We start from the raw sequence: 26,790 nt of genomic DNA on the forward strand, positions 1-26,790 counted from the left end.
GATAACCCAAAATGCGTAGGTTTAAACGCATCAAAAGAAAAAATTGCGGTCGCTGTTGCGGACGAAGAGCGTTCAAAGCACGCACACTATTCTGAATTGTTTTGGTGCCTGGCACTCGCACTACGGTGAAAAATTCACTTGTTTTTTCAGCATTAACAGTACAATAACAAACCCAAGTGCTATCGCTGGATAAGTTCCACTGAACACAACTGCAATGAGGAATAAAACTCCGGTACCGTCTTCAAATTGAAAATAACTCGATTGTTTTGCTAGTAAGGTGATTGTTTTGTTCATGTTTATATGATAAAAAAACAGAAAAACACAAGCGTAAAAAACTAACTTTATAGGAGTCCACATGGAGAAATTCATCATCGCGTGTACTATAATCGGACTCGACACCAAACATGCACCAGCAACAACCCACTTAAAATAGGATTTTTTAAATGATACCAAATTCCATGGCAAAACCTCCAAAATATCCGCCCGCATCCGGTCGTTGAAAAAATTGACTGCGATGGTGGCATAAGCATAAATGGCTACCGCAATTCCGATGTGATAAATCATTTCATTCATAAAAATAAATACGATTAGCATCAGCATAAGTGCACCGACTAATCGGAAAAGAAGCTGCAAATTTTTGGCCAGATAAACCCGCCACAACCTGTTATGTATGGATTTATCTGATTGAAAGGGCTTCCTTGTCCTTGATGATTTTTGAAAGATACTGAACTTCTTCTCGCGCTTAACCTTTGTTTTCGACGCCGTTGAAATCAGGAACATGTTCCAAATCCGAAAATCATTCACTTCGGTTACCTTGGACCATTGAACTCGATCGAATATCGAATGTGAAAGCAGAAAATAATTAATCACAATAATCAGTACAAGCTGAGTTAAGCCAACTAAAGGTGAAGCCGACAATATGCCGATTCCATTGATTATCAAAACCGCCACAAGCCATTCTACTTTAATCCAAAATCCTTTCTGAAAAAGAACCCATTGTGGAACAGTCAACACAATTTCATATAATAAAAAGGTAGATAAATAAGCAATGACGATTAATGCGGAAATTGGAGTTAATAAGATTACCAGACTTGCTGCCACAGCACCTATCAGAAATTGCTTCATTAATTTTTCCAGAAATACATAGAACCATATTCGCCCTGGACTGTATGGAAGCAATGTCAGTTGGTATTCTGTACTGGAAAATAATACGCCCGGTTCACCGAATGACTTGAAAATATAACGAATCGGCAGCGCTATCAGAATCACCCAGAAACCCTTTTGTGCATTTGCCTCGAAAAATAAAAACTCTTCCTGAAAGCTGTCCAACACATCACCAAAAATAAATATACTTGCAAACACATACCCACCGAGAAGCGCCAAATAAACAGCTGTCGTTTTATCAATCATCACTTCCATTGCCATCTTGTTTATTATTTTCTTTTTACGGAAACGGCTTTTCCGTATGAAAAAATATGTATTTGCTTCACTTCTTCCCCTATTCATCGACTGACCTCCGTTTGATCGTCTGGAAGTCGGCTATTGGTCCATGACTTTGTATCTTGCCATGCTGCAGCATAATATAATTCTCAGCAATATCCTTTACACGTTCCAACTGGTGGGAAGTCAACAAAATACTTGTACCATTTTTCGCCTTTTCTTGAATCAATTCCTCCAAATATTCCATTGCGTAAATATCCAGCCCCATAAACGGCTCGTCGATAAAGAGAAGTGGCGTATCCGGCAGCAATGCACAGATTGTCTGCACTTTTTGTCGCATCCCTTTTGAAAGTGCCTCCGGATATTTATCCAATTTGTCTTCCAGCTCAAACCCGGGAACCAGCCGTTCGAGTGAATTCTGCAATTTTTCTTCAGGAACCGCATAACTCATTGCATACAACTGAAAATGTTGCATTACAGTCAATTCGGTCAAAAGCAGTGGCTCTTCCGGCAAATAGGAAATCAGTTGCTTAAAGGTGAGAAAATCATCATCCTGACCATACTTCTCGTTAATCCAAATTTCACCCTCTGACTTAGCCATTACGCCCATAACCGTTTTAAACAGTGTCGACTTTCCAGCACCATTATGACCGACAAGTGCTGTTACGGAAGAAGGTTTAATGTCAAAAGTGATTCCATCAAGCAGGACTGCCTGGTTCATTTCTATCCGGAGATTCTTTATCTGTAACACGTTCATATGTGCTCACCCTTTTGGCTTTTCATTCCACTGCTTCATACGTTTTTAATAGATCCAGTTCTAGTTTTGGGCAAAGGAATGACAATAACGACATCTTCGCCTTCCGTTACTAATCAAGAAAAACACATTCATATTCAAGAAAAGCGCCTGATCGTATTGTAGCAACTACAACAAAAAAGCAAAAAAACTAATTTAAAAATGGAACGTTTTGAAAGGCTTGAACGGTCAATACTAACGTCAGTAAAGAACCTGCAGACATTAAAGGTATTGTTTTTCGCCAGCTAACTTCCTTTGAAGGTTTAATTAGTTCATAAATCACTGCAATCCATATAAACATCGATGCTAGGGAAATAATACTCATAGACATATTTCATACATCCTTACTGAAACATTTACTTAGCAATAAAATATTTGTTTTACAATATGACCCGGTGAATAAACACTACTTATTATAGAATTGCGCCTGTTAACGGAAGAAAACAGCATATATTACAATGGCTATAATTATCACAAGAAAGGCTATACTAAAGCCCTTCCAACCTAAGCCAGCAATAATGTCGTATTGCTCTTTTCTTTGATTCATTTTACTTTGTTCCTCTAACGTATCTTCAGTCGTTTTACTATTTGTGCTCATTATACCCCTCCCTCAATAAATTAATGTTTTCTTGGAATTCCTTCGTTTTTCTCCCGATTTCTTTTGATTTATTGAAGCTCACAATGGTCGTGTATCCTTTATATTACAATTAAGGATATATATGGAATCAGTAAGTTATGCCGAGTACGCTCTAACAGGGTAATTTCCATTAAATGGATAACTAATCTTATGATCGCACCTTGGATCTCCACGTTTTCATGGCGGTGGACCCTCCCATGTCTCTCGGCGTCTATGCGCGCAAATTCCTTCGTTCAACCTGACCATGGTGGATGCCGGAAATGCTCCTAAGGTGGGTCTATGCCCTAACGGATGGAATATCGACCGGCTAATCCGTGCTTCAATTGTTAAAAGATGGTTCAGAACGATAGCTGTGTGCCTTCTTAAGCAACGTCCTGTAACGTCGACATCATGGGGATGTCACGAATCATGCGTTCTTCTTGGAACGTACACTTTCGTGTCCCTAATACATAAAAGATTTTGATGAGTTTTCGGCTTAACGCGATAAATGATTGTTTTCCTGTTAACGGATTATCGGATCGATAACGATAATAACGGTATAGTTGCTTGAATCCTTCATTGTGCAGGGATAATGGGCGTGCCACTAGATAGAGTAAGCTTCGCAATCGTTTGCGTCCTCGTTTAGTTATGGTTGTTTGGCCTTTGAACATCCCTGATTGATTCATCTTTAGATTGAGTCCCGCTAATTTAATGATTTGGCGTGGATCCCGATAATTCGATAAATCACCAACTTCGGCGAAGAAACCGGCGACTGTTATGGCACTGACACCTTTAATGGCTATCATCTGATCAGCTCCAGGGATGTGACGAACAAGGTCTTCCAGTTGTGCTTCAAGAGCTATAAGACGTGCTTCAAGAGCTTTATACTGATCAATCAAATAACGCATTTCCTGACGTGCCATTTGTAATCCCACTGTGAGGCCAATGCTGCCTTCAGCCGCCTGTTTCAAATCCTGAATGCGTTTGATGCCCACACCGCGTTTGGCGGCCTTCTTGACTTCAAGAAGCAAATCTTCTTCCGAAGCTTTACGGATATCTTCCGGTAAATAGCCTCGTTCCAATAGATGGAGGGCAGCCTTTCCAGTCCAGTCTTTAAAGACATCGAGAAACTCTGGAAAGTATCGGTCTAACGCATTATGCATTTGGGCTTTGACCGAGGACATATCCTCTTGGATCATGTCATAGAGTTTCATGCCTTCACGCAATTCAGCGTACACATCCTCCGGTAAGGTCGGTTCATGATAACGGCCATCACGTATGATCTGAGCAATAACTTTGGCATCTTTGGTGTCATTTTTCGTTGGTGAATCGTCATCCATTTCCTTGGACCGTTTAACCTTCATCGGATTGACGACAACCACTTGAATACCCCGGTCTTTCAAGTAATAGGCTAGATTCAGCCAGTAGTGACCGGTTGGTTCCATTCCAATGATAATGTTGGGGCGCTTGTGGTCACTGGACAAGTTATCAGCCCATTCAATAAGGTTTGAAAAACCCTGCTGCGAATTGGTAAATACCAACCGTTTAACGAGGTCTCGGCCCCGATCATCTATCGCTCGAGCCACATGTTTGCGTTTGGCTATATCAATCCCGATAATTAATGTTTGGTCATTGATTTGCGCTAAGCGATGATTTTGTGTAGAATCCATGGTAGAAGTCCTCCTTCGGTACTAAATTCGAGGTCATTGCAATGACACTCTCCATCGTACCAAGGGGGACTTTTTTATGCATTTGGCGTTTTCGTCGATTTCACATCAAATTTTTTCATTACAGGAATGCTCCTAAAACATCATTCTATAATCTGCTGCCCCGATAACTACCTTTTTAAAATTCTTAATTAATTTTAACATAAAAATAGAATGGATTAATCAGAATATTCCCGGTGCCAGGCACGCAAACGGCACGCAAACTATTCTGAATTGTTTCGGGTCAAGTAGGAGTGAACCTCTCAGCCTAACGGCTGATTGTGTATCACTCCCCTCTCAGAACCATGCGAGCGGTTTTCCCGCACACGGCTCCACCTATCATCTTCACAGAATGTAACTAATATGATCTCTAAGTTGGTATATATTCACTTTCACAGTTGGTCTTGAAAGTGGAAATTTCTTTAGAAATAAAACGAATTTCTCCCATGTAAAAGACTTCTTCTGGCTTCTTCGATTGAGCCATTTAAAGAGTAACGTTCTTATATTGTCACGAAACAAATCAACCGTTGGCGAATTGTCTGTAATACAATAATAATTATAGTATCCTATAAGTGACTTTCGAATTCTATCCATGATAAATTCGGCACCTTCGGTTCTGTTTTCTTTTAGCCATTTCTTAGTTTGACGCAACTTCGCTCTCATCTTCTTGTTGTCAGTTTTCCGTTTAACTCTGAACTTGCCTTTCTGACTTTGGCTGCAGTAATGCGTGAAACCCAGAAAATTAAACGTCGGGGGTTTCCTATTTCCATTCCGCCTACTGTTCTTTTCCGCAAATCTGCCAAAGGGAATAATGTTCGTCTTGTCCTCTGCAACTTCAAGGTTAAATTTCGCCAATCTCTGTTTGAGGCCTTCAAAGAACTTATACGCGTCCTGCTGATATTGAAAACAGCACACAAAATCGTCCGCATAGCGGACGAGGTACGCTTGTCCTTTACATTCTTTACGTACTTTACGCTCAAACCATAAGTCCAGGACATAATGGAGATAAACATTTGCCAGAATAGGCGAGACAACACCACCCTGTGGTGTGCCAAACTCCTCCTTATATCGCTTGGTTTCCTCCATGTATCCGGCCTTTAAGAATCTGGCTACGAGCCTCAGTATACTGGGATCTTTAATTCGATGTTCCAGAAATGCCAGCATCCAATCATGATCCACATTGTCAAAGAATCCTTTAATATCTACATCTACAATGTAGTTCGTGTACCTCTGTTCAATGTAGACATTAAGAATCTTCAAGGCATCATGACAATTTCTTTTGGGTCTAAAGCCAAAGGAGCAGTCGAGGAAATCATTTTCATAGATTGTGTTAAGAATTTTAGCCAACCCCCGCTGCACGATTTTATCCTCGTGCTCCGGTATCCCCAATGGGCGTTTCTTCCTTGAACCAGCTTTATCAATATAGGTTCGTCTGACCGGTTGGGGGCGATAGCTTTTCTTCTTCATTCTATGAACGAGGTTCTCGACATTATCATTCAATTCTTCACCGTAGTCTTCCTTTGTAACCCCCATAATACCTGCAGCTTTATTGCCGGGTAATTCAAAGTGGCATTGCTTTAAAGACTCCTCATCCAACAAATGCGCCAGTGATGTGAATTGCATCCTGGGGTGAGATCTAGCTAATTCCGCTATTCTCGATAGTTTTGTTTCCATTATAATTCCACCTCTGTGTGTAGATAATGTGTCCCTAATAAGAAATGATAGGGGGCTTACCTTTCCTCCACCGGAATTACCCGGCTTCAACGGTACTATGTAGCCCTCCGACTTCCTATCAGACATTTGGTTTCCTCACTTTGTATCGCTTGTACGCCATACTCCCTGCTTCCGCAGGAAGACCCGATAGGACCTCCCGGGTTGCCGTAACATATCCATGTCTAGCGTGCCGTGGTCACCGACCCCGGAAAGGTCTTAATAAGCTCGCCTATTTCACTTATCAAGATGTTGCATTCTGGACTGGCAAAACCATCTGCCCTTTCATTGAGTATTTCGGGGCTCAATCCCTTCAACCGTCGTTTACGGCCCACTAGCTAACAGTTTACGCTTAATGATGGAAGTTACCTTCCATCATCCAAAACTTGCTACGAGCGAGTGGCTAACTCTTACTCGGCGGGCATCCCACCCACTATATGTTACGACCTAAGCCCGGTCGCTCTGCCAGGCACTCGCGCTCTATTCTGAATTGTTTCGGTGCCAGGCACTCGCGCTACCCCGGTATCGGCACTCGCGCTCTGGCCCGATTTGACAGGGTATTCCCTTTTTTCGTTTCCCATGATATAATCCTGAGGGTATTGAAAATTATGATAGTTAGAAAACATGTAAGGGGGAGTTATGTGCGTAAAATTTTCTTATTTTTTTGTGTATTGGTGTTGAGTGCGTGCTCGTCGGATGAATCCGGTGCGGAGAACAGGAATCAGGAGGGCGAAGGAGAATCGGCGGTAAATGACGGAGACGCGGAAGATTTTCCGGAACCGGAAACGATTTTCACATATGAATATAATGAAGATGATGATTATGAATTCCGCAATATCGAAAGCGCCACCGACGCAAGCACGGTTCTTTTCAGCACCGAGGAAAAAATCAAGCGCGAAGAAACGAGAACGCATTACATAAAGTATGGTGATAACGATCCCGTGGACCTGAAGGAATTGTCCGAGGCGGACGAAGAAGAACTAAAAGACAGACGGTGTAGAGAGACAGAAGTATCCCCTGACGGACAATATGTCACATTCAGCTGCGCCGATGACGACAACTGGTTCGTGGTCTACGATACCGAAGCTGAAGAGATTGTGCATCGAGAAGAGGAACCCGATCCTTTTCATAGCCTCAGTCTACTGGGGATCTCTGATGATATGGACGTTTTCATGAGCGATACGCTGGAAAATAAAGAACTGATCATTAAGGATCTTAAAAGCGACGATACCGAAGAATTCGACATACCGGAGCTTGTCGGGGAAGAAAATGCGCTATTCAACTCGATTCATCCGGCGGATAGCGGAAGTAAATTTTTCCTAGAGGGGCCCTACGGATTATTCATGCTGGACACCGAATCAAAAGAAGCCAAGGAGATCATGGATGTATCCCCGTATGAGGACCGGTTCGAAGGCGATACGGATGAAATCCACATCACCAATGTCCATGTATCCCCCAACGGACAATATGCTTTTTTCCTGATGAGCGATTCGTCAGGACATGATGATGTCTACCGAAGCTTCAATTTCGTGGACGTGGAGTCGGGTGACGTCACAGCCTACACCGATCCGGATTATAAATGGGGGCACAACCCTGTCGATAATGAGGGGAACGTGGCGCTCAAAGACGGCGAAAACCTGTTTCTCTACAATATTGGCAAGGATAAAACCCGTCACATCCCGAACATGGAGCCCGGGGTGAGGACCGACCGCATCACCTTGTCGGGGGACGGCAACACGCTGCTGTATGAAGATCAAATCGACGACGCATCGGACGGTAAAAAAGCATACGAATTGTATGAACTCGCCATTGACGACCTGAGCGATTATGAGGAAGTGGCATTCGACGCGGAAAAAGAAAACACTGAAGAACTGCTCTCAGAAGCAGGTGCCGGGGCTTCCGATAATGACGGATTTGACCTCCATCCGGTGAAGGAAGATGCCTCGGAGCTGATTGAACAGGAGTGGGAAGCAAGTGCCGATGTCCCTTTCCCTTCCATTTTCCCGGAAAAAGTGGACAGCATCATATCATACTTCTCGTTAGACTCGCACAGTCAAACAATTTTAATGGACTCTGACGAATTGTCCTCGAGAAACGAATTGGAATTTGAGGCGAACGATTATACAGGTGATGAAAACCAAGATATCTGCATCGCTGATGATCTGGAGCTCGAAAAGACAGAAGATGGCATCGAGTATTATTTCTACCTGTTTTCCAACGATGAAGCCGAACTCGCTTTCGTTGACGATGGTTGGTGCTACGCCCTGAAAGGGGATGGTATCACCAAGGATGAGATGTTTGACGTGATCGATTCCATGGAAACGCAAGGTAAGCAGCCGGAAGAGTTTCTGCTCGATGAGGTAGGTTTCCCGGCAGAATTGCCCATGCAGAATCCGGAAATCGGCCGCATCTATTCATCCGACAGCTTTTACGTTCTGGGGTACGGAAGCGATCAGGACGACATCGCGATAGAAGTAAAGGTGGACAACGGCAGTGAACCCGATTTCTTCGATGATGATGACACTGAATCCGTCGAACTCGATATCGATATGGAAGGTTACTACTACGACGATATCGATAAGCCGCGACTGTTCATGTATGACGGGGACTATTACTATACGATCATCGCCAAGATCGACAGCGACGAGATCAAGGCCCGAGGCGGCAGGGACAAATTGAAAGAAACCCTGATCGAGGTAGGCAATTCGGTGGAATAAGGTTTGAAGAGGTATATATTCAAGGAAAATTGAACGTTACGAAAGTGATTCGTAATAATGAAACGGGTGTTTTGTATATGGCCTACCAAGAAGGGTCCGGAATGGGATTGACAGCTATGCTTGATCAAGATGGACCCCCATTGGTTGATAAAGAATTGTAAAAATATTGAATAGGTTTAGGTAAGGCCTTTGCATGGGAATGATGCTTCATTGTATGGAATCGTCAAGATGAAACATCATTCCCGACAGTTATTCAGCCTGCGGATAAGAAAGGGTTTGATTTTCCCTGTCTTGTTTAAACGTTTCATTTCTTTAACATGCTGCTTACATTGGTTCTCCATGTGTATCCGATCGCTTTAGCGCTTTAAAGCAACCGGGGACTGACCCCGCCCATCCGAGGAGATTTAGCGTAAAATCCCCCCAGATGGACTTTCTGATGTACACAAGTCTTTTTATCCTATGTTATTCATCTTCGTCTTCATCATCATTTTCTTCCTCGTCTTCATCGTCTTCATCTTCGTCCTCATCGTCGCTGTCGTCCTCTTCCTCGGCTTCAGCCTTTTCATTTTCATCTTCTTCTTCGTCGTCTTCTTCGTCGGCCTCTTCATCTTCGGATTTTTCATTTTCGAATTCGAGCTCATCATCAGTGTTATGGAAACTGATTTCAACCTCAATGTTCTCGTCATTTTCATCAAGATTAAAGGTACTAGTGATTTGATTTAATGTCTCTTCTTTACTGGATTCTAGCGTAAGGTCCAGCTTTTCTACCATCGGATAGACTTGATCGAAAGCTTCCTGACCTTTAGTCTCGCCATTGGCATCTTCCAGTTCAGATGTGTAGACGCCTGAATCTTGTTCAATGTTAGCTTCAAATTCTCCTGACTCAACATTAATTTCTCTAATGTTAAGCTGGTCCATCTTTTCAGCTGATTTATCGTTTACAGCATCTTCTGAGTCAGCATTTTCACTTTCAGACTGATTGATGATCCATGCATCGTCATCATTTTGAATAGCGTTAAACATTGCATTATCCATCGTCAGTTCGAATCCGTCCTCTAACTGAGCCTTATCAAAAAATTCATCATCAATGGTCAGCTGAATATCATTCGCATCATCAGCAGAAGCCACCATAGGAACACTCACAACCGCTGCAGCTGACATCGCGTAAACAATCGATTTTTTATGCTTCATACTTTGCCTCCTTCAAAATTATGAAACTACTCTGTAAAGTATTACATGACTCGTTCCAAAATGCAACTGGTGATTTATTTATCGCTACGGGCGCCATTCTTATTCCAGATAGGCGCCCCGTTTAAGTAAAATATTCATAAGCTTGTTTTCTCGGAATAACTTAAATTTAGGGGGACTGACCCCAATATTCCTGGTGCCTGGCACTCAAAGCAACCTCACTTCCACATCAAGCTGTTTCGTACAAGAAACCGGTCATCAAATGCAATAGGAACACCTTGTCCATTTTTCTCGGCGTGGATATGCAGATGGGGCTCTGATGTATTGCCCGAATTTCCTACGAGGCCGATTGGTTGCTTTGTTTTAATCCTACCCCCAGCCTCGACGGCTGCACTACCTTCCTGCATATGAGCTATTAACACATTAACCTCATCCTGATTACATTTGATTTGAACATAATTGCCTTTTGGGTGTTCCGAATTCGTTTCAGGCGGGTTCAAATCAGACATATTCTTTCGTATGTCAACAACCTCACCTGAACAAGGACTGACCAACTTTGCACCATAGATCTCATAGCGATCCAATTCCTTAGGGTAAATTCCCGCCGCTCTTACACCAATCTTGTTCAATTGGACAATATCCAGCGCGTATTGTTGTTCAGGGTGTTCATTGTGGTGGTTAATTTCCGTTGAATCCCCGCCATGTGCAACATAATAGATTCCATTATGTAAAGGAAATTCGAGCTCAATAGCTTTATCATTCGTGGAATAACCCGCAAAAATCGGAACATGGTAAAAAGCAAATATTAATGCTAGCAAGATATAAAAGGCAAATGCCACCTTGTCTTTACCTGTATATGAGATATCCAACGGTTTTGACCGGATTCTGCGCCAACTGAAGTATAAAGCTATAATTAATAACACGGGCCACAAGAAACGTAAATAATAAATGGTCCAATCCCATCTGCCAGAAAAAAACACCCAGGAGATATAAATGGTAAACATTATAGATTGCAATGCCCAATCAGTTTTCCCTTTAAATTTGCCTTTCAACAGAGCAAAAATAAATAAAGCTGGTAAAACCAACTGAAAAATAGCTAGCTGTATAATTGTGGATGTCACTTTAATTCACCTTCTTCCAGAAGCGGGGGACTCGCCCCGATATTTGTGGAGAAAAAGATGGTACTTGAAAAAAGTCTTTAGTTTCGTTTCGGTGTTCTAAATGCCCCTTCTTGCCAACGATGATATCCATAAACGATAAGGGAAATTGTTATGGTTATAAAAAACCATTGCCAATACCCTAGGTTTTTCATTGTTGCAACTCCTGGATATTTTACAATTAAATCAAATCCAAAAAGAACCCAAAGAACATTGATCACTACATTTGTTAAAAAGTATATCCAAAATTTATGTGAGGTTAAATAGAATACCCATAACGTAGCAACTGGGAAATATCCGTAGGCAATCGTAGGATGTGTGATATATCCCCAAGGTGTGATGTACTTATGAATAGTCCACCAGCCATACGTATAAGCGACTTCGAAAATAATGGTTATGATTAATGCTGTGAAAATGGTAACTGGCATATATCGTTTTATTGCTGTTTTTTTAATAAAAAATAATGAAAGCCAACAAAGGATTAAAACTATCCATAATAGCACCTGCATAAACATGTTAAGCATACCTCACTAGTTGATCTTAAATTTCTCTATCTAGTTAGTTTTACCAAGTGTTAGTGATGTATACATAACACCTGAACGTCTTACACATTACCAAGAAACGTTAAAATTATACCCAGTGCCAGGCACGCACACTATTAAGCAGCGGGGTCCACCTAAGACTGATCCCGATATTCCAAAAAGAGCCACTATTGTAATGGCTCTTTTTTTATTTGTGACTTCACATCTATAACCATCATCTTCAAAAAATAATATGCTACTGCTAACCCCAAAAACCAGCCTATATTGGCGAATAGTACTGCTAATAACCCAAAGATCGCACCACTAAAAAACCAATCCCCATCGCCAACAAAAGACAAATACTTCTCAACTGATACTCCTAAATAGAATGCGAAAAACATGAACAACATAGGCATCGACGATACCGCTTTTTGTATACTTTGTGTCATATAAACTCCCTTCCAATAGAGTCATTACTTTAGTAGTGCTGCTACCTTTTTTATTTTTGACGTCAAAGCTAATACCAAAATCTTCAAGAAATAATACATTGTTATTAAAGCCACAAACCAACTTATATTATCAATATGAAACATCATGCTTATTACCGTAAATAAGTCGCCAAATCCAAAAAGAATTCCTTCACCAATAATATATAAAGCCTTTCCACTGTTCTCGCCCACTTTAGTGCTTTAAAGCAGCGGGGGACTGACCCCGATATTCTGTTAAAGATCATCATCTCCGCTTAATAAATCCCCTACTGTATAATAGCGTGGGCCTGCATTATTTATTTTTGGCAAAGGTTCATGGTTTAATTCTTTTACCAACGATAGAACATAAAACTTAAAAGCAATGGGCTTTTCAAACCCAAACCCTTTACTACGTTCTATAATATAATTCTTAACCCTCTCTTTAACATTTGTTGGAAAACCCATTCGATCTAATTCGCTTTTCCAGTCAAATGGATCTAAGATAAAATCTGAATCGATTTGGTAAATAGCATCCATTTGACCACCTTTGGCTTGTCTGAATGTAATCAAATTCTCTAACTGTTTATAGTTGCGATCATTTGGATGTGCGTGAATTAAATACTTACTAACCAATTTGTGCGTACCACCAGCTGAAACAGATAAAACTACTTTTTCTCGATCTATCTCTTTAAATTGAAGATTATTTAATTCCGCTCCCCAATTATATGATGTTACTTTTTTTGATTTATCGTTTTCAAGATAGTCCTCCGTAATTTTCATTTCAATCTCAACTTGATCATCTGTAATTGAGAAATCACCTTGGTCTAGTATTTCTTTAATTAATTGATCTTTATATTCTAATATTAGTGATATATCTTCTGGATCGGTTGGTTTTAATAATAACTCATGATTTTTGTTCAGAGCCTTATGAGTAAAATTAGCTGAGCCCACCATACAATTTTTATTATCAAAAATATATACCTTTGAATGAAGGTCTTTTAGAGCTAATAATGTAATGTTATTTTGGATTAAAATTTTTAATGCTTTTAGACTACTAGCCCCATCAATAAAAGCTTTCCTTTCAAAGCGAGTTATAACTGTGCAACTCAGGTTTTTCCTCAAAACAATTTCTATTAACTTTTCAATCGTATTTGTACTTAAAAATGGGCTAATTATCACTATACTTTTATTACAGTTTTCTATTTCCTTGAATAGATGACTTTCAAATTCTTTAGTGAGTAAATCCAATTAAAATCACTCCGTTATATCTTCAATAATATTTTTTATAATACTCCTCATCTAACACATTACCAGTATATTATTATTAACGTACTATTAATAGGAAGAAGCTAATAAAAGGGGGCGTCAACAAGTTTGTGTAAATGACCCTATCCCTTTTGAATTTCGTTAGCCAGTGTTTTTATCGTTTAAACTTTCTCCTCTAGCGATTCAAACATTTGCAGTAATTCAGGCTTTGCCTTTCCAAAGCCTCTGTGGCACCGCATGCCAAACTTATGGTTATAATCTCAACTTTCGCATCTAAAAAACGCTAATAATTCCTTGATATGACTGAGCTAATCCGGAAAACAATATTAAAAAATCACACAAAAATACATCCCAATTTGGTAAAATATAGTCACCACAACTAAAACCAGAAAGGGATGTATTTATGGCTACTATTTTACCAAATTCTGAACCAAAAAACGAGGCTAATTCTTATATTTCACGCTTTTTCAAGGAAAATAAACTGGGGTCACTGCTTAATCAGGCGAACATTCGAAAAGAAGATGGATTTTCTCCCGTGTTCCTTCTCCAGTTTATTTTTTCGCTTGTCCTGCACGGCAAGAACCTTTTTCGAATTCTTGATTCGGACCGTGTTTCAGATGCTCCAAGAAAAGATGCAGTCCACCGTTTTCTCAACAATCCCAGATACAACTGGCGAAAGTTTCTTGTGTTGTTGAGCAGGAATGTGATTGTAACCAGCCTGTTGTCTCTGGTCTCAAGTGACCGTGAACGCGTCCTTATTTTCGATGATTCTTTATACAGCCGTGCTCGCAGTAAGACCGTCGAACTGCTTGCTCGTGTGCATGACCATACCACAGGGCAGTTTGTCAAAGGGTTTCGAATGCTTACACTTGGCTGGTCAGATGGGAATACGTTCATTCCATTGGCTTTCTCGTTATTAAGCTCCAAACAGCGCAAGAACCGGTTTCAGGAGATAAACTCCAAAATTGACAAGCGCACGGTTGGCTACAAGCGACGTCAGGAAGCCCTGCAAAAATCAACTGAAGCGATGTTTGATCTCTTGGATGACGTTAATCCGTTACAGCTTTGTGCCAGAACCTTGTTGTTTGACAGTTGGTTTGCCTTTCCTAAAGTGATTAAGCGCGTTGTTTCTGACTATCCTCTTCATGTCATCTGTATGCTCAAAAGCATGCATCGGGTTTACTACACCTACGAAGGCGAGAAATATACCTTGAACCAACTCTATAAAAAAGTGCGAAAAAAACGGGGACGTGCTAAGATTCTTGCTTCTGTTGTTGTCAGCCTGGGATTAGATGACAATGGTAAGGATATACAAGCCCGTATTGTTTTTGTACGGGATCGAAACCGCTCTAAACAATGGTTGGCGCTTCTTTCTACAAATCTGGATTTGCCGGAAGAAGAAGTTGTTCGCCTTTATGGGAAGCGTTGGGATATCGAGTGCTTTTTCAAGGTCGCCAAATCCCATCTACGTTTAGCGAAAGAATGCCAGTCACGTCATTATGATGCGCTCGTAGCCCATACGACAATCGTCTTCACACGCTATATCATGCTTGCGATAAGCTCCCGTGAAGAGAAAGATCCAAAAACGATTGGACAGCTCTTCTATTTGTGCTGCGATGAAATGGAAGACATTCGGTTTGCCCAAGCGTTCATGATGATCATAGATGCGTTAAAGTCAACACTTTCAAATGAACCAGTGCTTTCAGAAGAAAAAGTCAAATCCATCATCGATGAGCTATTTGATAACCTCCCGCAATTTTTAAAGAAAACATTTCTTGGCAATGAGGAATTTAACGCACAAGCAGCATAGTCAGTTTGGTTTAGATCAAGGCATATCAAGGGTTACAGGCTCATTCTGCGGTGCGAAAGTTGAGTTATAATCTAAAAACTGGGTCACCAGGAAACGTTCCAGGGCATCTTCATTGGGAAATTGTTCTTTGCGTTTGACGTAACGTTTGATTTCTTTATTAAAACCTTCGATGAGGTTTGTTGTATAGATGCTGGGTCGGATGGATGCCGGAAAATCATAGAACGTTAATAAGCGGTCCTGTTTCATCACCGCATCGACAGCACGTGGATACGTCTTATGCCATTTGTCTTGAAATTGGTCCAGGGCATTTAGAGCCTCCTGGCGGCTTTCAGCCTCGTAAACAGCCTTGAAGTCATCCAGAATGGCGGCACGATCTTTCACACGCACTTTATTAGCGATATTGCGGGAAACATGAACACAGCACACCTGATGTTTAGCTTTTGGGTAGACGCGATGCAGCGCATCCGTCATACCGTTCAAGCCGTCTGAAATAAAAAGAAGAACGTGCTCGACACCGCGTTCAGATAAACGCTGGACCAGCTCTTCCCACACCTCGGCAGATTCCGTTGGGGCGATGGTAAAGTCCAGCACTTCTTTGCCGCCATCTTCTGCGATGCCAATGGCAATATAGACCGATTCTTTTTCAACGCTTTGGCGCCGGATCGGAATTTGCGTGGCATCCAGATAGATGCAGACATAACGCTGTTCCAGCGTTCGCTCATGAAAAGCCTGCACATCTTCTGACACGAGACGAGTCAGGTTGGATACGGTCTGTTTAGAATAATGCTGGCCATACATCTTTTCGATTAAATCGGCGATTTCATCCGTCGTGATGCCCTTTTCGTACAAATGGATGATAAACTGTTCCAGTGTGTCGTTGGAACGTTTATAGGGCGTCAGAGTTTGTTGCTGAAAGGCACCGTTGCGGTCTCTGGGAATATGCAGCTCAAGGTTGCCGTATTCCGTTTTGAACGTCCGGCCGTAAAATCCATTACGGGAATTACCAGAGTTAACGCCAGCCTGCTCATAAGGTTCATAGTCCAGAAAAGCCGTTAGTTCATGTTTTAAAAGCTGATTGATCGCCGTTTCCAAATGGCAGCGAAAAACTTCTTCAATATCTTGTTTTTGGGCTAGTGCTTCAAGCAAATCTGTAGTAAGATGGCTCATAGGGAAGACCTCCTGTGGGTTTGTTGTGACTAACTCTATTCTACAGGAAAGGGTCTTCCTTTTTCTATGACCATCTTTCATCATAGCCGTTTACACAAACTATGTTACGCTCTCTAATAAAAACACCTTAATAATTTTAAATTATTAAGGTGTACCTAGATTTAGTATTCCAGAAGCGCGCCCGTGGGACATCGATCCCGTCCGTAATACTGTCCACCCACTTCTTGTAGAAACATGTTTGTAAGCAGCGGGGGACTGGCCCCGATATTAGGGTTGTCCCGGAAATGAACCCGATATTTTAAAATGGTTTTCTATCAGAATTAGCGATTTTAACGATATGCTTTTCTTATAATTCCTATTTATGTCAACCAAACGAAAAAAGCCCCGCAGAGACTTTCTCTCCACAGGACTTCCACTATATCCGTCTGCTTTAGCGCTTTAAAGCAGCGGGGGACTAGTATGGAAAATAAATGATACACGTTATTAAAAAAGACCACCATTTTCTAGTAAAATAGAAGCACCTAGCACAGAACTTCCAATTACTATTCCACAAAGGAGACGAAAATGATGGTATATTCACTATTTAATCATATCAAAGGTAAAAATGGAAGTAGATGGGCGGGCTTTATTAGGGAAACAGGTATAGATCATATGTTGATTGTTACAATTGATGCAGCTAAATATACGCATAAAGCGATGATATGTAATTTTTATGGAGATGTGTTGTCTTCGATCCAAAAGGGCCGTATATAAGCTAATGGAAAGCAGCGGGGGTCTGTCCCCGATACTTGAGGGGGACTGAGGCTTATGACCAGTTAAAATGGGGCCTTGACTTATTTACCATTATACGCTGTCCCCCGATATTCTTGTAAACTCACCATTTTCATTAAAATTCACAGGACTTTTGTAGTTACTAGTCGAATACATAGGTAAGGGGGTGATTTAAATGTACGATCATTATTACTACAACAAAAATACTGATAATAATGGAAACCAAGAAGTCCATAAGAATGACTGTTCTTATTTACCGGATCTCCAAAACCGTAAGTACATTGGATACGAGAATAGTTGTCATTCCGCCATCCAAAGGGCAAAAGATGATACAGGTGAAACGAACTTTGATGGTTGTTATCATTGTTGTTACGCATGTCACAAAGGCTAATAAACTTTAAGAGAAGAGTATCCCTTTTAAAGTAATCGGGCACTATCCCCGATTTGTTCATTTTAGTCCAAGAAATTATTCAGAATATCTCCTATAAAATTGGCCCTAACTCCTCGAAAGGAATTAGGGCCAATTGTGTCTATCACAAACACAATATATATTTCATAATGTTGTTAATAAAGAACAAAAGGAAGCCCTGCAGAGATTTATTCTCCACAAGGCTTCCAATACATCTATCCACTTTAGCGCTTTAAAGCATCTGGGGACTGTCCCCGATATTCCAATTAACTGATGGTCTGTTTCTCACTTAATTTTCATAATAATAAGAGACAAGCATTTATTATGAATGAGGTGCAGCGAGACCATGAATAAACAATTAACCAATTTCCTGACGTGGATAACGGCACTTTTTATTATCCTCCATTTGCTTATAGAAGGAATTCATTCTGCATGGAACTGGTTTCTTTCACTTTTAACTAGTATTGGTATTTGGGTAGAAACACATATTCAAATAATTATGATTGGTCTTATCATAATGACGTTAATACCTCTCATTGTTCGAGCCTTGTATGCAAAAAAACTGCATCAGAATAACCCGACTGATGATAATGAAAATAACATCTTTTTAACCGAAGAAGAAGAACAAAATAAATCTTTTGAGCGATGGTTTGAAATTAAAAAAAACCCAACTTTAGACAGAACAAATCAAATGATTGATATTTTAAATGAAATGCTTAAATCTAAGCGTCATAGGAAGCAACATGAAAACACTTATAGGAACCTATTAAAAGAAAATGGGTTAGGGTATGTTTATTTTATTAAGGCGCCTGATGAAACAACTAAAATTGGTCAAACACGCGATCCCATCAGACGTATTATGAAAATTTTCGGAGGTGTTAATACCTCCCTCAATAAATTAATGTTTTCTTGGAATTCCTTCGTTTTTCTCCCGATTTCTTTTGATTTATTGAAGCTCACAATGGTCGTGTATCCTTTATATTACAATTAAGGATATATATGGAATCAGTAAGTTATGCCGAGTACGCTCTAACAGGGTAATTTCCATTAAATGGATAACTAATCTTATGATCGCACCTTGGATCTCCACGTTTTCATGGCGGTGGACCCTCCCATGTCTCTCGGCGTCTATGCGCGCAAATTCCTTCGTTCAACCTGACCATGGTGGATGCCGGAAATGCTCCTAAGGTGGGTCTATGCCCTAACGGATGGAATATCGACCGGCTAATCCGTGCTTCAATTGTTAAAAGATGGTTCAGAACGATAGCTGTGTGCCTTCTTAAGCAACGTCCTGTAACGTCGACATCATGGGGATGTCACGAATCATGCGTTCTTCTTGGAACGTACACTTTCGTGTCCCTAATACATAAAAGATTTTGATGAGTTTTCGGCTTAACGCGATAAATGATTGTTTTCCTGTTAACGGATTATCGGATCGATAACGATAATAACGGTATAGTTGCTTGAATCCTTCATTGTGCAGGGATAATGGGCGTGCCACTAGATAGAGTAAGCTTCGCAATCGTTTGCGTCCTCGTTTAGTTATGGTTGTTTGGCCTTTGAACATCCCTGATTGATTCATCTTTAGATTGAGTCCCGCTAATTTAATGATTTGGCGTGGATCCCGATAATTCGATAAATCACCAACTTCGGCGAAGAAACCGGCGACTGTTATGGCACTGACACCTTTAATGGCTATCATCTGATCAGCTCCAGGGATGTGACGAACAAGGTCTTCCAGTTGTGCTTCAAGAGCTATAAGACGTGCTTCAAGAGCTTTATACTGATCAATCAAATAACGCATTTCCTGACGTGCCATTTGTAATCCCACTGTGAGGCCAATGCTGCCTTCAGCCGCCTGTTTCAAATCCTGAATGCGTTTGATGCCCACACCGCGTTTGGCGGCCTTCTTGACTTCAAGAAGCAAATCTTCTTCCGAAGCTTTACGGATATCTTCCGGTAAATAGCCTCGTTCCAATAGATGGAGGGCAGCCTTTCCAGTCCAGTCTTTAAAGACATCGAGAAACTCTGGAAAGTATCGGTCTAACGCATTATGCATTTGGGCTTTGACCGAGGACATATCCTCTTGGATCATGTCATAGAGTTTCATGCCTTCACGCAATTCAGCGTACACATCCTCCGGTAAGGTCGGTTCATGATAACGGCCATCACGTATGATCTGAGCAATAACTTTGGCATCTTTGGTGTCATTTTTCGTTGGTGAATCGTCATCCATTTCCTTGGACCGTTTAACCTTCATCGGATTGACGACAACCACTTGAATACCCCGGTCTTTCAAGTAATAGGCTAGATTCAGCCAGTAGTGACCGGTTGGTTCCATTCCAATGATAATGTTGGGGCGCTTGTGGTCACTGGACAAGTTATCAGCCCATTCAATAAGGTTTGAAAAACCCTGCTGCGAATTGGTAAATACCAACCGTTTAACGAGGTCTCGGCCCCGATCATCTATCGCTCGAGCCACATGTTTGCGTTTGGCTATATCAATCCCGATAATTAATGTTTGGTCATTGATTTGCGCTAAGCGATGATTTTGTGTAGAATCCATGGTAGAAGTCCTCCTTCGGTACTAAATTCGAGGTCATTGCAATGACACTCTCCATCGTACCAAGGGGGACTTTTTTATGCATTTGGCGTTTTCGTCGATTTCACATCAAATTTTTTCATTACAGGAATGCTCCTATAATTTAGAAGTCATTCACTTAATTCGTACCGATCAACCAGTAAAAGTAGAGAAAAAGTTTCATAAACTTTTTGCAGAAAAAAGACATGTTAATCAATACGATACCACGGAAAAGAGTGAATTTTTTCATTTAAATGAGGAAGATTGGAAATGGATCAAACGACAATTAACTATAGAAAACAAAGGGAAGTGATAAGCACCTCACCTAGCTTCGACAAGGGATTGTATTATCCTGCCACTTTCTAGTACTCTAGTTTAAAACTGCGATTTGAGGATGTTGCATTTGATTTGTTAAGAACTGATATCCAAATACTGGATGTTTTTGAAATAAAGACCCATGGTTGTCTGAATGCTTGATTAGCTCTTGGTGTTGGGAGATGCTTCTTTTCGTAGTAATGGATATAAAGAGACAATTGACTTCTTAAAGCCATAATCTTGTGTTTACTTTTAACCCTAGTTTTATGAACTGCCACAAATAGCTAACGATAAAATTCGAGATCTTATATGTATTTGTTATCATTCACCATAAGAAACGCAAAACCGTTCATTTAGGCGTTACCAAGATAACGATCCAGTTTTCCGTTCCGTTCGGGCGGTGGGGACTAGTATGGAAAATAAATGATACACGTTATTAAAAAAGACCACCATTTTCTAGTAAAATAGAAGCACCTTAAAGCAGCGGGGGACTGACCCCTATATGTTAAGTGAACTGCTGAATCGTTGTCCTTAGCTTGTCTGCTACTGAATGGACACCTTGGTTGATTTCACTATCTGTGAATGAAACACTTATAAAATCTTCATCCATATCCAATGCTTCTGAAAGCAGTCCGCCCAGTCCTTTTGCACGACGGTCAACCTGAAGGATAAGTTCGACTCTGTCCTCTTTCATAAAAAACATTGCTTCCAATTCATCCAAATCACCGTGGAAATCGCTACCCGGCATGAACTCAAACTCTTGAACATAGCGATGACGTTTGGAATACTCCATTTCCACTTTACGCATACGAAATCCAAGTTCATTTGTCAAGGCTTCCAATACGGTATTCATATTCCGGTGCGGCTCAACGTTAATAAAGTCTTTGTCTTTTGGATCGATTGCGTTTGGCACATCCATTCCAGTCTGAAACCATACACTCGTTTTTCCTATCGTAGGTGGGGTGTGCACAGGAAGCGTGAAACTGAAGTCAATTTCCTTGCTTTCCCCTTCACCAATGGTAAACGAATCACCTACAGCAAAAGAATCCAGCTTAACGTCCTCGTGCACTTTTCTGTCGTTTACTTCTCGAACTGCTTCCGTCATCAAGAACAAATTCAGCTGATCAACCTGCTGTTCGGTGCTACCACCTTCAATAACAATTTTTCCACTGACTTCTTCTCCCGGTACAAGCCGGTCGTTATCAAGCTGTGTATCAACTTTTGCACTTCCAATTCCCACGCTTGCAAGCCATTTCTTTAACATGTCATAATCCCCCTATTTAATCACTTCATTTATATTTTCGACATAGCGGGAAGATAATCCTACTATGTTTTTCGTATTCAAAAAATTAATACTTCATTTATCATTCTTCACAAAATTTTCAGCAAGTTAACCTGACCCCGATATACTCCTATTTTTTAACGGTGAATCGTTAAGCGGGGGACTGACCCCGATATATCACAAAATAGCAATCAAAATTACAGTTTTACGCACTTCTACCTAATGTATTTGAAAGCGGGAACAGTTGATAGACCGTAACTAATCATCCGCCGGTAGCATGTAATAAATCCATTTCCGTATAATCATTTGTTTTTCCCATAACCTCTATTTATGTAACCCAAAAGAAAAAGCCCTGCAGAGATTTTCTCTCCACAGGACTTCCGCTTTATCCGTCCACTTTAGCACTTTAAAGCAGCGGGGGACTGACCCCAATATTTTATTCTCTGGGTTAACAACACTGTCATTTGTTGAAGTTAAGGTGAAGTCATCTTTGCCAACATAATCATCAGGATCGACTTCATTGCCGTATTTATCCATAACATTCAAGCCAACAACTTTGGAACCACCTTTGGAGATTTTTGTTGCTGAATCATCCAATGTTACAGCATATGGCGTGCCAGCTTCTTCATTGACATCAAATGTAACAGTGGCTGTTTCGCCATTCACTTTGTTTAGAAGTGTAATTGTAGCTGTTCCTGTTTTATCTCCAAATTTGGCAACGTTCAATTTCGTCTCGTCATCTTCTGTAACAAAACTTACATCACTTGTATCCACGATATTGGAATCAGAAGAAATCATTTCTACATTATTAGCATTATCTTCTAGATTCATCTCGTTACCATACTGATCCTGAGCCGTATATGGCACTTTCACGCCTTCAAGATCTTCTGTGATCATGTTTGTGTCTTCAGGCAGTTCAACATCACCTAAAGATAGGCTATCAAGATGTGCACCTGATACAACAGTTAAGGTTTTGGTTTCTTTAAGACCTGTTGCGTCATGCAAGAATGTTACCGTTACCTCATCATCGACTTTGAAGGCGTCAGGATTCTTTTCTGTATCAATATAGAATGAATTAGACGCAGGATCAAACTCTACATCCACATCATTATCCTGTGACCTAATAGATATCTTAATTGTATCTGCTAAACTAATAAATGGTGAGAGCGTAACATAGTTTGTGTAAACGGCTATGATGAAAGATGGTCATAGAAAAAGGAAGACCCTTTCCTGTAGAATAGAGTTAGTCACAACAAACCCACAGGAGGTCTTCCCTATGAGCCATCTTACTACAGATTTGCTTGAAGCACTAGCCCAAAAACAAGATATTGAAGAAGTTTTTCGCTGCCATTTGGAAACGGCGATCAATCAGCTTTTAAAACATGAACTAACGGCTTTTCTGGACTATGAACCTTATGAGCAGGCTGGCGTTAACTCTGGTAATTCCCGTAATGGATTTTACGGCCGGACGTTCAAAACGGAATACGGCAACCTTGAGCTGCATATTCCCAGAGACCGCAACGGTGCCTTTCAGCAACAAACTCTGACGCCCTATAAACGTTCCAACGACACACTGGAACAGTTTATCATCCATTTGTACGAAAAGGGCATCACGACGGATGAAATCGCCGATTTAATCGAAAAGATGTATGGCCAGCATTATTCTAAACAGACCGTATCCAACCTGACTCGTCTCGTGTCAGAAGATGTGCAGGCTTTTCATGAGCGAACGCTGGAACAGCGTTATGTCTGCATCTATCTGGATGCCACGCAAATTCCGATCCGGCGCCAAAGCGTTGAAAAAGAATCGGTCTATATTGCCATTGGCATCGCAGAAGATGGCGGCAAAGAAGTGCTGGACTTTACCATCGCCCCAACGGAATCTGCCGAGGTGTGGGAAGAGCTGGTCCAGCGTTTATCTGAACGCGGTGTCGAGCACGTTCTTCTTTTTATTTCAGACGGCTTGAACGGTATGACGGATGCGCTGCATCGCGTCTACCCAAAAGCTAAACATCAGGTGTGCTGTGTTCATGTTTCCCGCAATATCGCTAATAAAGTGCGTGTGAAAGATCGTGCCGCCATTCTGGATGACTTCAAGGCTGTTTACGAGGCTGAAAGCCGCCAGGAGGCTCTAAATGCCCTGGACCAATTTCAAGACAAATGGCATAAGACGTATCCACGTGCTGTCGATGCGGTGATGAAACAGGACCGCTTATTAACGTTCTATGATTTTCCGGCATCCATCCGACCCAGCATCTATACAACAAACCTCATCGAAGGTTTTAATAAAGAAATCAAACGTTACGTCAAACGCAAAGAACAATTTCCCAATGAAGATGCCCTGGAACGTTTCCTGGTGACCCAGTTTTTAGATTATAACCATAAGTTTGGCATGCGGTGCCACAGAGGCTTTGGAAAGGCAAAGCCTGAATTACTGCAAATGTTTGAATCGCTAGAGGAGAAAGTTTAAACGATAAAAACACTGGCTAACGAAATTCAAAAGGGATAGGGTCATTTACACAAACTTGTTGACGCCCCCTAAATGGTACTACATATAGGGTTATAGATAATATTAAACACCAAATGTTTCTAATAATAACTTTTTGATGTGAGAAGAAAATTGAATTTGCAATGAAAGAAGACTTACGAATCATCCATATCCTCAATAAATTTTAATAACCTTTTTAATCTGATATTTTATTAAAACCTTACATGTTGATACTCCATCGTGATAAGCTAAATTTAATACGATAAAAATGATGGCTAATAGAAAAGGTAGTTATGAAATGTCATATATAAAAATCAACCCACATGCAACAGAATCCCAACTTGTTGGGATTATTCCCAAAGTTATTGTTAAATACTACGGAATAAAATGTAGTTCCTATGAAGTGTATTTGCCACCAGGTGTTTTGAAACATCTTAAGAAACGTGGACACTGGGATGACTTTATTAAATACCATGAAAATCTACCGAATATGATTTCTAGTCCCGATTATGCCGGACAAAACCCAGACGAGCCTGATAGCGTTGAATTATATAGTATTATGGGAGACAGGATACTAATTGCCATCAAATTGAAGCCGTCAACCGATTTGTTTTTAGGAACATTTTTTATTTTGAAAAATGGGGATAAAAAGATACAAGGTCGATTAAATACGGGGAGAATACATCCGTTTTCATCCTTTTTTTAAATCAAATTCGCTTGTATATGTACCATAAATGGTTTATAATAAACCTGTAAGGACATAATATATAGTGTAAGGGTTAATGAGGTGGGAAAGGTACCCCACGCGCTACACTTTCATCAGTATAGTTACCAGAGATGCAGGATACACCGCCCTGCCATTAACCTTTACAATGAACGCTTAGCCCCTTTCTTTCAAGATAGGGGCTTTTTGCATGTTCTAATACACACACTATTATATCCCTCCAATTATTTAATTCTTTTGCTGCTTATGAAGTGTTGCCAATTGTTCCTCATTAACGCTCCACGTCTTCTTTCAAATACAAACGAACTAATCCACGTTTTTCTCCATACTCATAAAACGGCTTTAATCGTCCTGACAAGTCTAAATGAGGTGTGTATTACAGAACAAAAAAGAAGCCCTGCAGAGATTTTCTCTTCACAGGACTTCCACCATACCCAATCACTTTAGTGCTTTAAAGCGGTGGGGGACAGGCCCGCGATACAAAAAAAGTTACTAGGCACTAGCTAATGAATTAGTTTTCCTCAAATTCGATGGATGATATATGGGATGGATTTACGTACACTTGGTTTAGTACTTCGAAAAAGTAATTTGGAACTGCTTTATCTCTCAAATAATCTAAAAAGTCTTCTATTACATCGACATCAGTGATTATATATTCAATTCCACTATTCATGCAAAGTTTCATATACATTTAAACATTCCACCCCTCTTATTACATTTGTATGAAATGTCAGGGATATATAAAACCATCAATTTTATTAGGTAAAAATGATGACAGACAACGGACTTTAATGCTTTAAAGTTGCAGTCGGTCTTTAAAGCAGCGGAGGACTGACCCCGATATTTCACGGGATTAATCACTACAACCGGGCTATGGCATTGCGCTGTCAGGTGGGCTTCCTTGCTGCTCAAATGTTCTAATTGCGAAATCATTCGATAGGTGGCGGCCTGGTTACCGCTGCCCCGGTGTCACTGTGATATAGCCCTTATCCTACAGTTTAGTACGTGCGCGTTTGAAGGTTGTGCCTTTGACGCCGGCTGGCAAACCGACATTTTCCGTCCCATGATACAGCTCAATGTTAGCATTACTGGGCCAGTCCCCCATCGCTTTACACGTTAATGCATTTCAATAATGCTGTGGGGGGCTGTCCCCGATATTCACGCTGTCCCCGGTATTCCGGCGACTGATACTTAACCAATTGCATTAATACCAGCAATTCATGTATAATATAGACATAATCAACATATGATAAAAAAGACTGAGCGTTGTGAGCGCCCAGTCAATTAGCAACATTCAAGCCGCAAGAAGAGCGGCTGACCAACAAGTTAAGTAATACTTTAGAAAAAAGTAACCCATCCTAACCTTTGGTCGAGGCGGAGGACGGTTACTTTTTTCTGTTCATGACAAATGTTAAGACTCCTATCAAAACCAAATTTGATGTGAGTGCAATCATTAGTGCTTCATATGTTGTCATTTTTACCACCTCCCTTCTTTTCGGGAAGTGGTCAACCGCCCATCCGCTTTATATCGTTGCTAAAACTGATTGTATCAATATCCCCCATAAAAAGCTATAAAAATACAAAATGAGAGTTAACGAGACGCCACCCTTTTTAAGCCCGCATGCTACATCCTATTCATCGCCATCTGACGGCTATGGGGAC

24 protein-coding genes are annotated in these 26,790 nt (G+C 40.8%); 9 read left to right on the plus strand and 15 right to left on the minus strand.

What is annotated here, in order from left to right:
• Positions 1-120: 120 nt before the first annotated feature.
• From ACZ5Q7_RS02720 to ltrA, 6 genes are all read right to left on the minus strand, one after another.
• Entirely contained in the window at positions 121-1,506 is a 1,386-nt protein-coding gene (locus tag ACZ5Q7_RS02720) for a hypothetical protein (RefSeq protein ID WP_343752471.1), read from the minus strand.
• Positions 1,499-2,197 carry an ABC transporter ATP-binding protein gene (locus ACZ5Q7_RS02725; protein ID WP_343752472.1) on the minus strand — a complete coding sequence of 233 codons (699 nt, stop codon included), beginning with the start codon at positions 2,195-2,197 and terminating at the stop codon, positions 1,499-1,501. Before ACZ5Q7_RS02725 ends, ACZ5Q7_RS02720 begins: the two co-directional genes overlap by 8 nt.
• Before the next feature lie 187 nt (positions 2,198-2,384).
• Complete coding sequence (locus ACZ5Q7_RS02730) at positions 2,385-2,564, minus strand: hypothetical protein (protein ID WP_343752473.1); 180 nt, start codon at positions 2,562-2,564, stop codon at positions 2,385-2,387.
• Between the two features lie 99 nt (positions 2,565-2,663).
• The gene (locus tag ACZ5Q7_RS02735) at positions 2,664-2,831 is read right to left on the minus strand and encodes a DUF6366 family protein (RefSeq protein WP_343752474.1); all 168 of its coding nucleotides are present in this window, start codon (positions 2,829-2,831) and stop codon (positions 2,664-2,666) included.
• Between the two features lie 401 nt (positions 2,832-3,232).
• Complete coding sequence (locus ACZ5Q7_RS02740; RefSeq protein WP_464432921.1) at positions 3,233-4,519, minus strand: IS110 family RNA-guided transposase; 1,287 nt, start codon at positions 4,517-4,519, stop codon at positions 3,233-3,235.
• 381 nt (positions 4,520-4,900) lie between these two features.
• Positions 4,901-6,355 carry a group II intron reverse transcriptase/maturase gene (gene ltrA / locus ACZ5Q7_RS02745; RefSeq protein WP_464433072.1) on the minus strand — a complete coding sequence of 485 codons (1,455 nt, stop codon included), beginning with the start codon at positions 6,353-6,355 and terminating at the stop codon, positions 4,901-4,903.
• Positions 6,356-6,906: 551 nt separating this feature from the next.
• Here ltrA and ACZ5Q7_RS02750 point away from each other — a divergent pair.
• Both ACZ5Q7_RS02750 and ACZ5Q7_RS02755 read left to right on the plus strand, forming a co-directional pair.
• Positions 6,907-8,982, plus strand: coding sequence for a hypothetical protein (locus tag ACZ5Q7_RS02750; protein ID WP_343754354.1), 2,076 nt, complete (start codon positions 6,907-6,909; stop codon positions 8,980-8,982).
• A gap of 29 nt (positions 8,983-9,011) precedes the next feature.
• Positions 9,012-9,143: a DUF6440 family protein gene (locus tag ACZ5Q7_RS02755; RefSeq protein WP_464433073.1), complete on the plus strand. Its 132-nt coding sequence runs from the start codon at positions 9,012-9,014 to the stop codon at positions 9,141-9,143.
• 301 nt (positions 9,144-9,444) lie between these two features.
• On the opposite strand, the gene ACZ5Q7_RS02760 is transcribed toward ACZ5Q7_RS02755, so the two are convergent.
• The 5 genes from ACZ5Q7_RS02760 to ACZ5Q7_RS02780 form a co-directional block, all read right to left on the minus strand.
• A complete protein-coding gene (locus ACZ5Q7_RS02760) occupies positions 9,445-10,173 on the minus strand; it encodes a YusW family protein (protein WP_343754352.1) in 729 nt (242 codons plus the stop codon).
• A gap of 215 nt (positions 10,174-10,388) precedes the next feature.
• Positions 10,389-11,291, minus strand: a complete 903-nt coding sequence (locus ACZ5Q7_RS02765; protein WP_343754350.1) for a M23 family metallopeptidase — start codon at positions 11,289-11,291, stop codon at positions 10,389-10,391.
• Positions 11,292-11,368: 77 nt separating this feature from the next.
• Positions 11,369-11,842, minus strand: a complete 474-nt coding sequence (locus tag ACZ5Q7_RS02770; RefSeq protein WP_343754348.1) for a hypothetical protein — start codon at positions 11,840-11,842, stop codon at positions 11,369-11,371.
• A gap of 194 nt (positions 11,843-12,036) precedes the next feature.
• Positions 12,037-12,297 carry a hypothetical protein gene (locus ACZ5Q7_RS02775; protein ID WP_343754346.1) on the minus strand — a complete coding sequence of 87 codons (261 nt, stop codon included), beginning with the start codon at positions 12,295-12,297 and terminating at the stop codon, positions 12,037-12,039.
• Between the two features lie 273 nt (positions 12,298-12,570).
• On the minus strand, positions 12,571-13,563 hold the full coding sequence (locus ACZ5Q7_RS02780) for a phospholipase D family protein (RefSeq protein WP_343754344.1): 993 nt from the start codon (positions 13,561-13,563) through the stop codon (positions 12,571-12,573).
• Positions 13,564-13,984: 421 nt separating this feature from the next.
• Here ACZ5Q7_RS02780 and ACZ5Q7_RS02785 point away from each other — a divergent pair, with 421 nt between their 5' ends.
• Positions 13,985-15,391: an IS4 family transposase gene (locus ACZ5Q7_RS02785; protein WP_464432720.1), complete on the plus strand. Its 1,407-nt coding sequence runs from the start codon at positions 13,985-13,987 to the stop codon at positions 15,389-15,391.
• 15 nt (positions 15,392-15,406) lie between these two features.
• Here the strand turns inward: ACZ5Q7_RS02785 and ACZ5Q7_RS02790 are convergent, their stop codons facing one another.
• The gene (locus tag ACZ5Q7_RS02790; protein ID WP_464433074.1) at positions 15,407-16,558 is read right to left on the minus strand and encodes an IS256 family transposase; all 1,152 of its coding nucleotides are present in this window, start codon (positions 16,556-16,558) and stop codon (positions 15,407-15,409) included.
• 564 nt (positions 16,559-17,122) lie between these two features.
• Here ACZ5Q7_RS02790 and ACZ5Q7_RS02795 point away from each other — a divergent pair.
• The 3 genes from ACZ5Q7_RS02795 (at position 17,123) to ACZ5Q7_RS02805 (ending at position 18,729) form a co-directional block, all read left to right on the plus strand.
• Positions 17,123-17,311, plus strand: a complete 189-nt coding sequence (locus ACZ5Q7_RS02795) for a hypothetical protein (RefSeq protein ID WP_464433075.1) — start codon at positions 17,123-17,125, stop codon at positions 17,309-17,311.
• A gap of 257 nt (positions 17,312-17,568) precedes the next feature.
• Positions 17,569-17,730 carry a hypothetical protein gene (locus ACZ5Q7_RS02800; RefSeq protein WP_343752566.1) on the plus strand — a complete coding sequence of 54 codons (162 nt, stop codon included), beginning with the start codon at positions 17,569-17,571 and terminating at the stop codon, positions 17,728-17,730.
• 354 nt (positions 17,731-18,084) lie between these two features.
• A complete protein-coding gene (locus ACZ5Q7_RS02805) occupies positions 18,085-18,729 on the plus strand; it encodes a hypothetical protein (RefSeq protein WP_464433077.1) in 645 nt (214 codons plus the stop codon).
• A 288-nt stretch (positions 18,730-19,017) separates the two neighbouring features.
• Here ACZ5Q7_RS02805 and ACZ5Q7_RS02810 read toward each other — a convergent pair whose 3' ends face one another.
• On the minus strand, positions 19,018-20,304 hold the full coding sequence (locus ACZ5Q7_RS02810) for an IS110 family RNA-guided transposase (RefSeq protein ID WP_464432921.1): 1,287 nt from the start codon (positions 20,302-20,304) through the stop codon (positions 19,018-19,020).
• 76 nt (positions 20,305-20,380) lie between these two features.
• Here ACZ5Q7_RS02810 and ACZ5Q7_RS02815 point away from each other — a divergent pair, with 76 nt between their 5' ends.
• Positions 20,381-20,632 (plus strand): GIY-YIG nuclease family protein, encoded by a 252-nt coding sequence (locus ACZ5Q7_RS02815; RefSeq protein ID WP_464433079.1) that lies wholly within the window; start codon positions 20,381-20,383, stop codon positions 20,630-20,632.
• Between the two features lie 507 nt (positions 20,633-21,139).
• Here ACZ5Q7_RS02815 and ACZ5Q7_RS02820 read toward each other — a convergent pair.
• Positions 21,140-21,898, minus strand: coding sequence for a sporulation protein (locus ACZ5Q7_RS02820; RefSeq protein ID WP_343751072.1), 759 nt, complete (start codon positions 21,896-21,898; stop codon positions 21,140-21,142).
• Between the two features lie 342 nt (positions 21,899-22,240).
• Entirely contained in the window at positions 22,241-23,020 is a 780-nt protein-coding gene (locus ACZ5Q7_RS02825; protein ID WP_343751071.1) for a hypothetical protein, read from the minus strand.
• 172 nt (positions 23,021-23,192) lie between these two features.
• On the opposite strand from ACZ5Q7_RS02825, the gene ACZ5Q7_RS02830 reads away from it, so the two are divergent.
• On the plus strand, positions 23,193-24,386 hold the full coding sequence (locus tag ACZ5Q7_RS02830) for an IS256 family transposase (protein ID WP_464432734.1): 1,194 nt from the start codon (positions 23,193-23,195) through the stop codon (positions 24,384-24,386).
• A 316-nt stretch (positions 24,387-24,702) separates the two neighbouring features.
• Entirely contained in the window at positions 24,703-25,110 is a 408-nt protein-coding gene (locus ACZ5Q7_RS02835) for a PBECR3 domain-containing polyvalent protein (RefSeq protein WP_464433081.1), read from the plus strand.
• Positions 25,111-26,790: the final 1,680 nt, after the last annotated feature.

The sequence above is a fragment of the Lentibacillus halophilus genome (assembly GCF_055395055.1).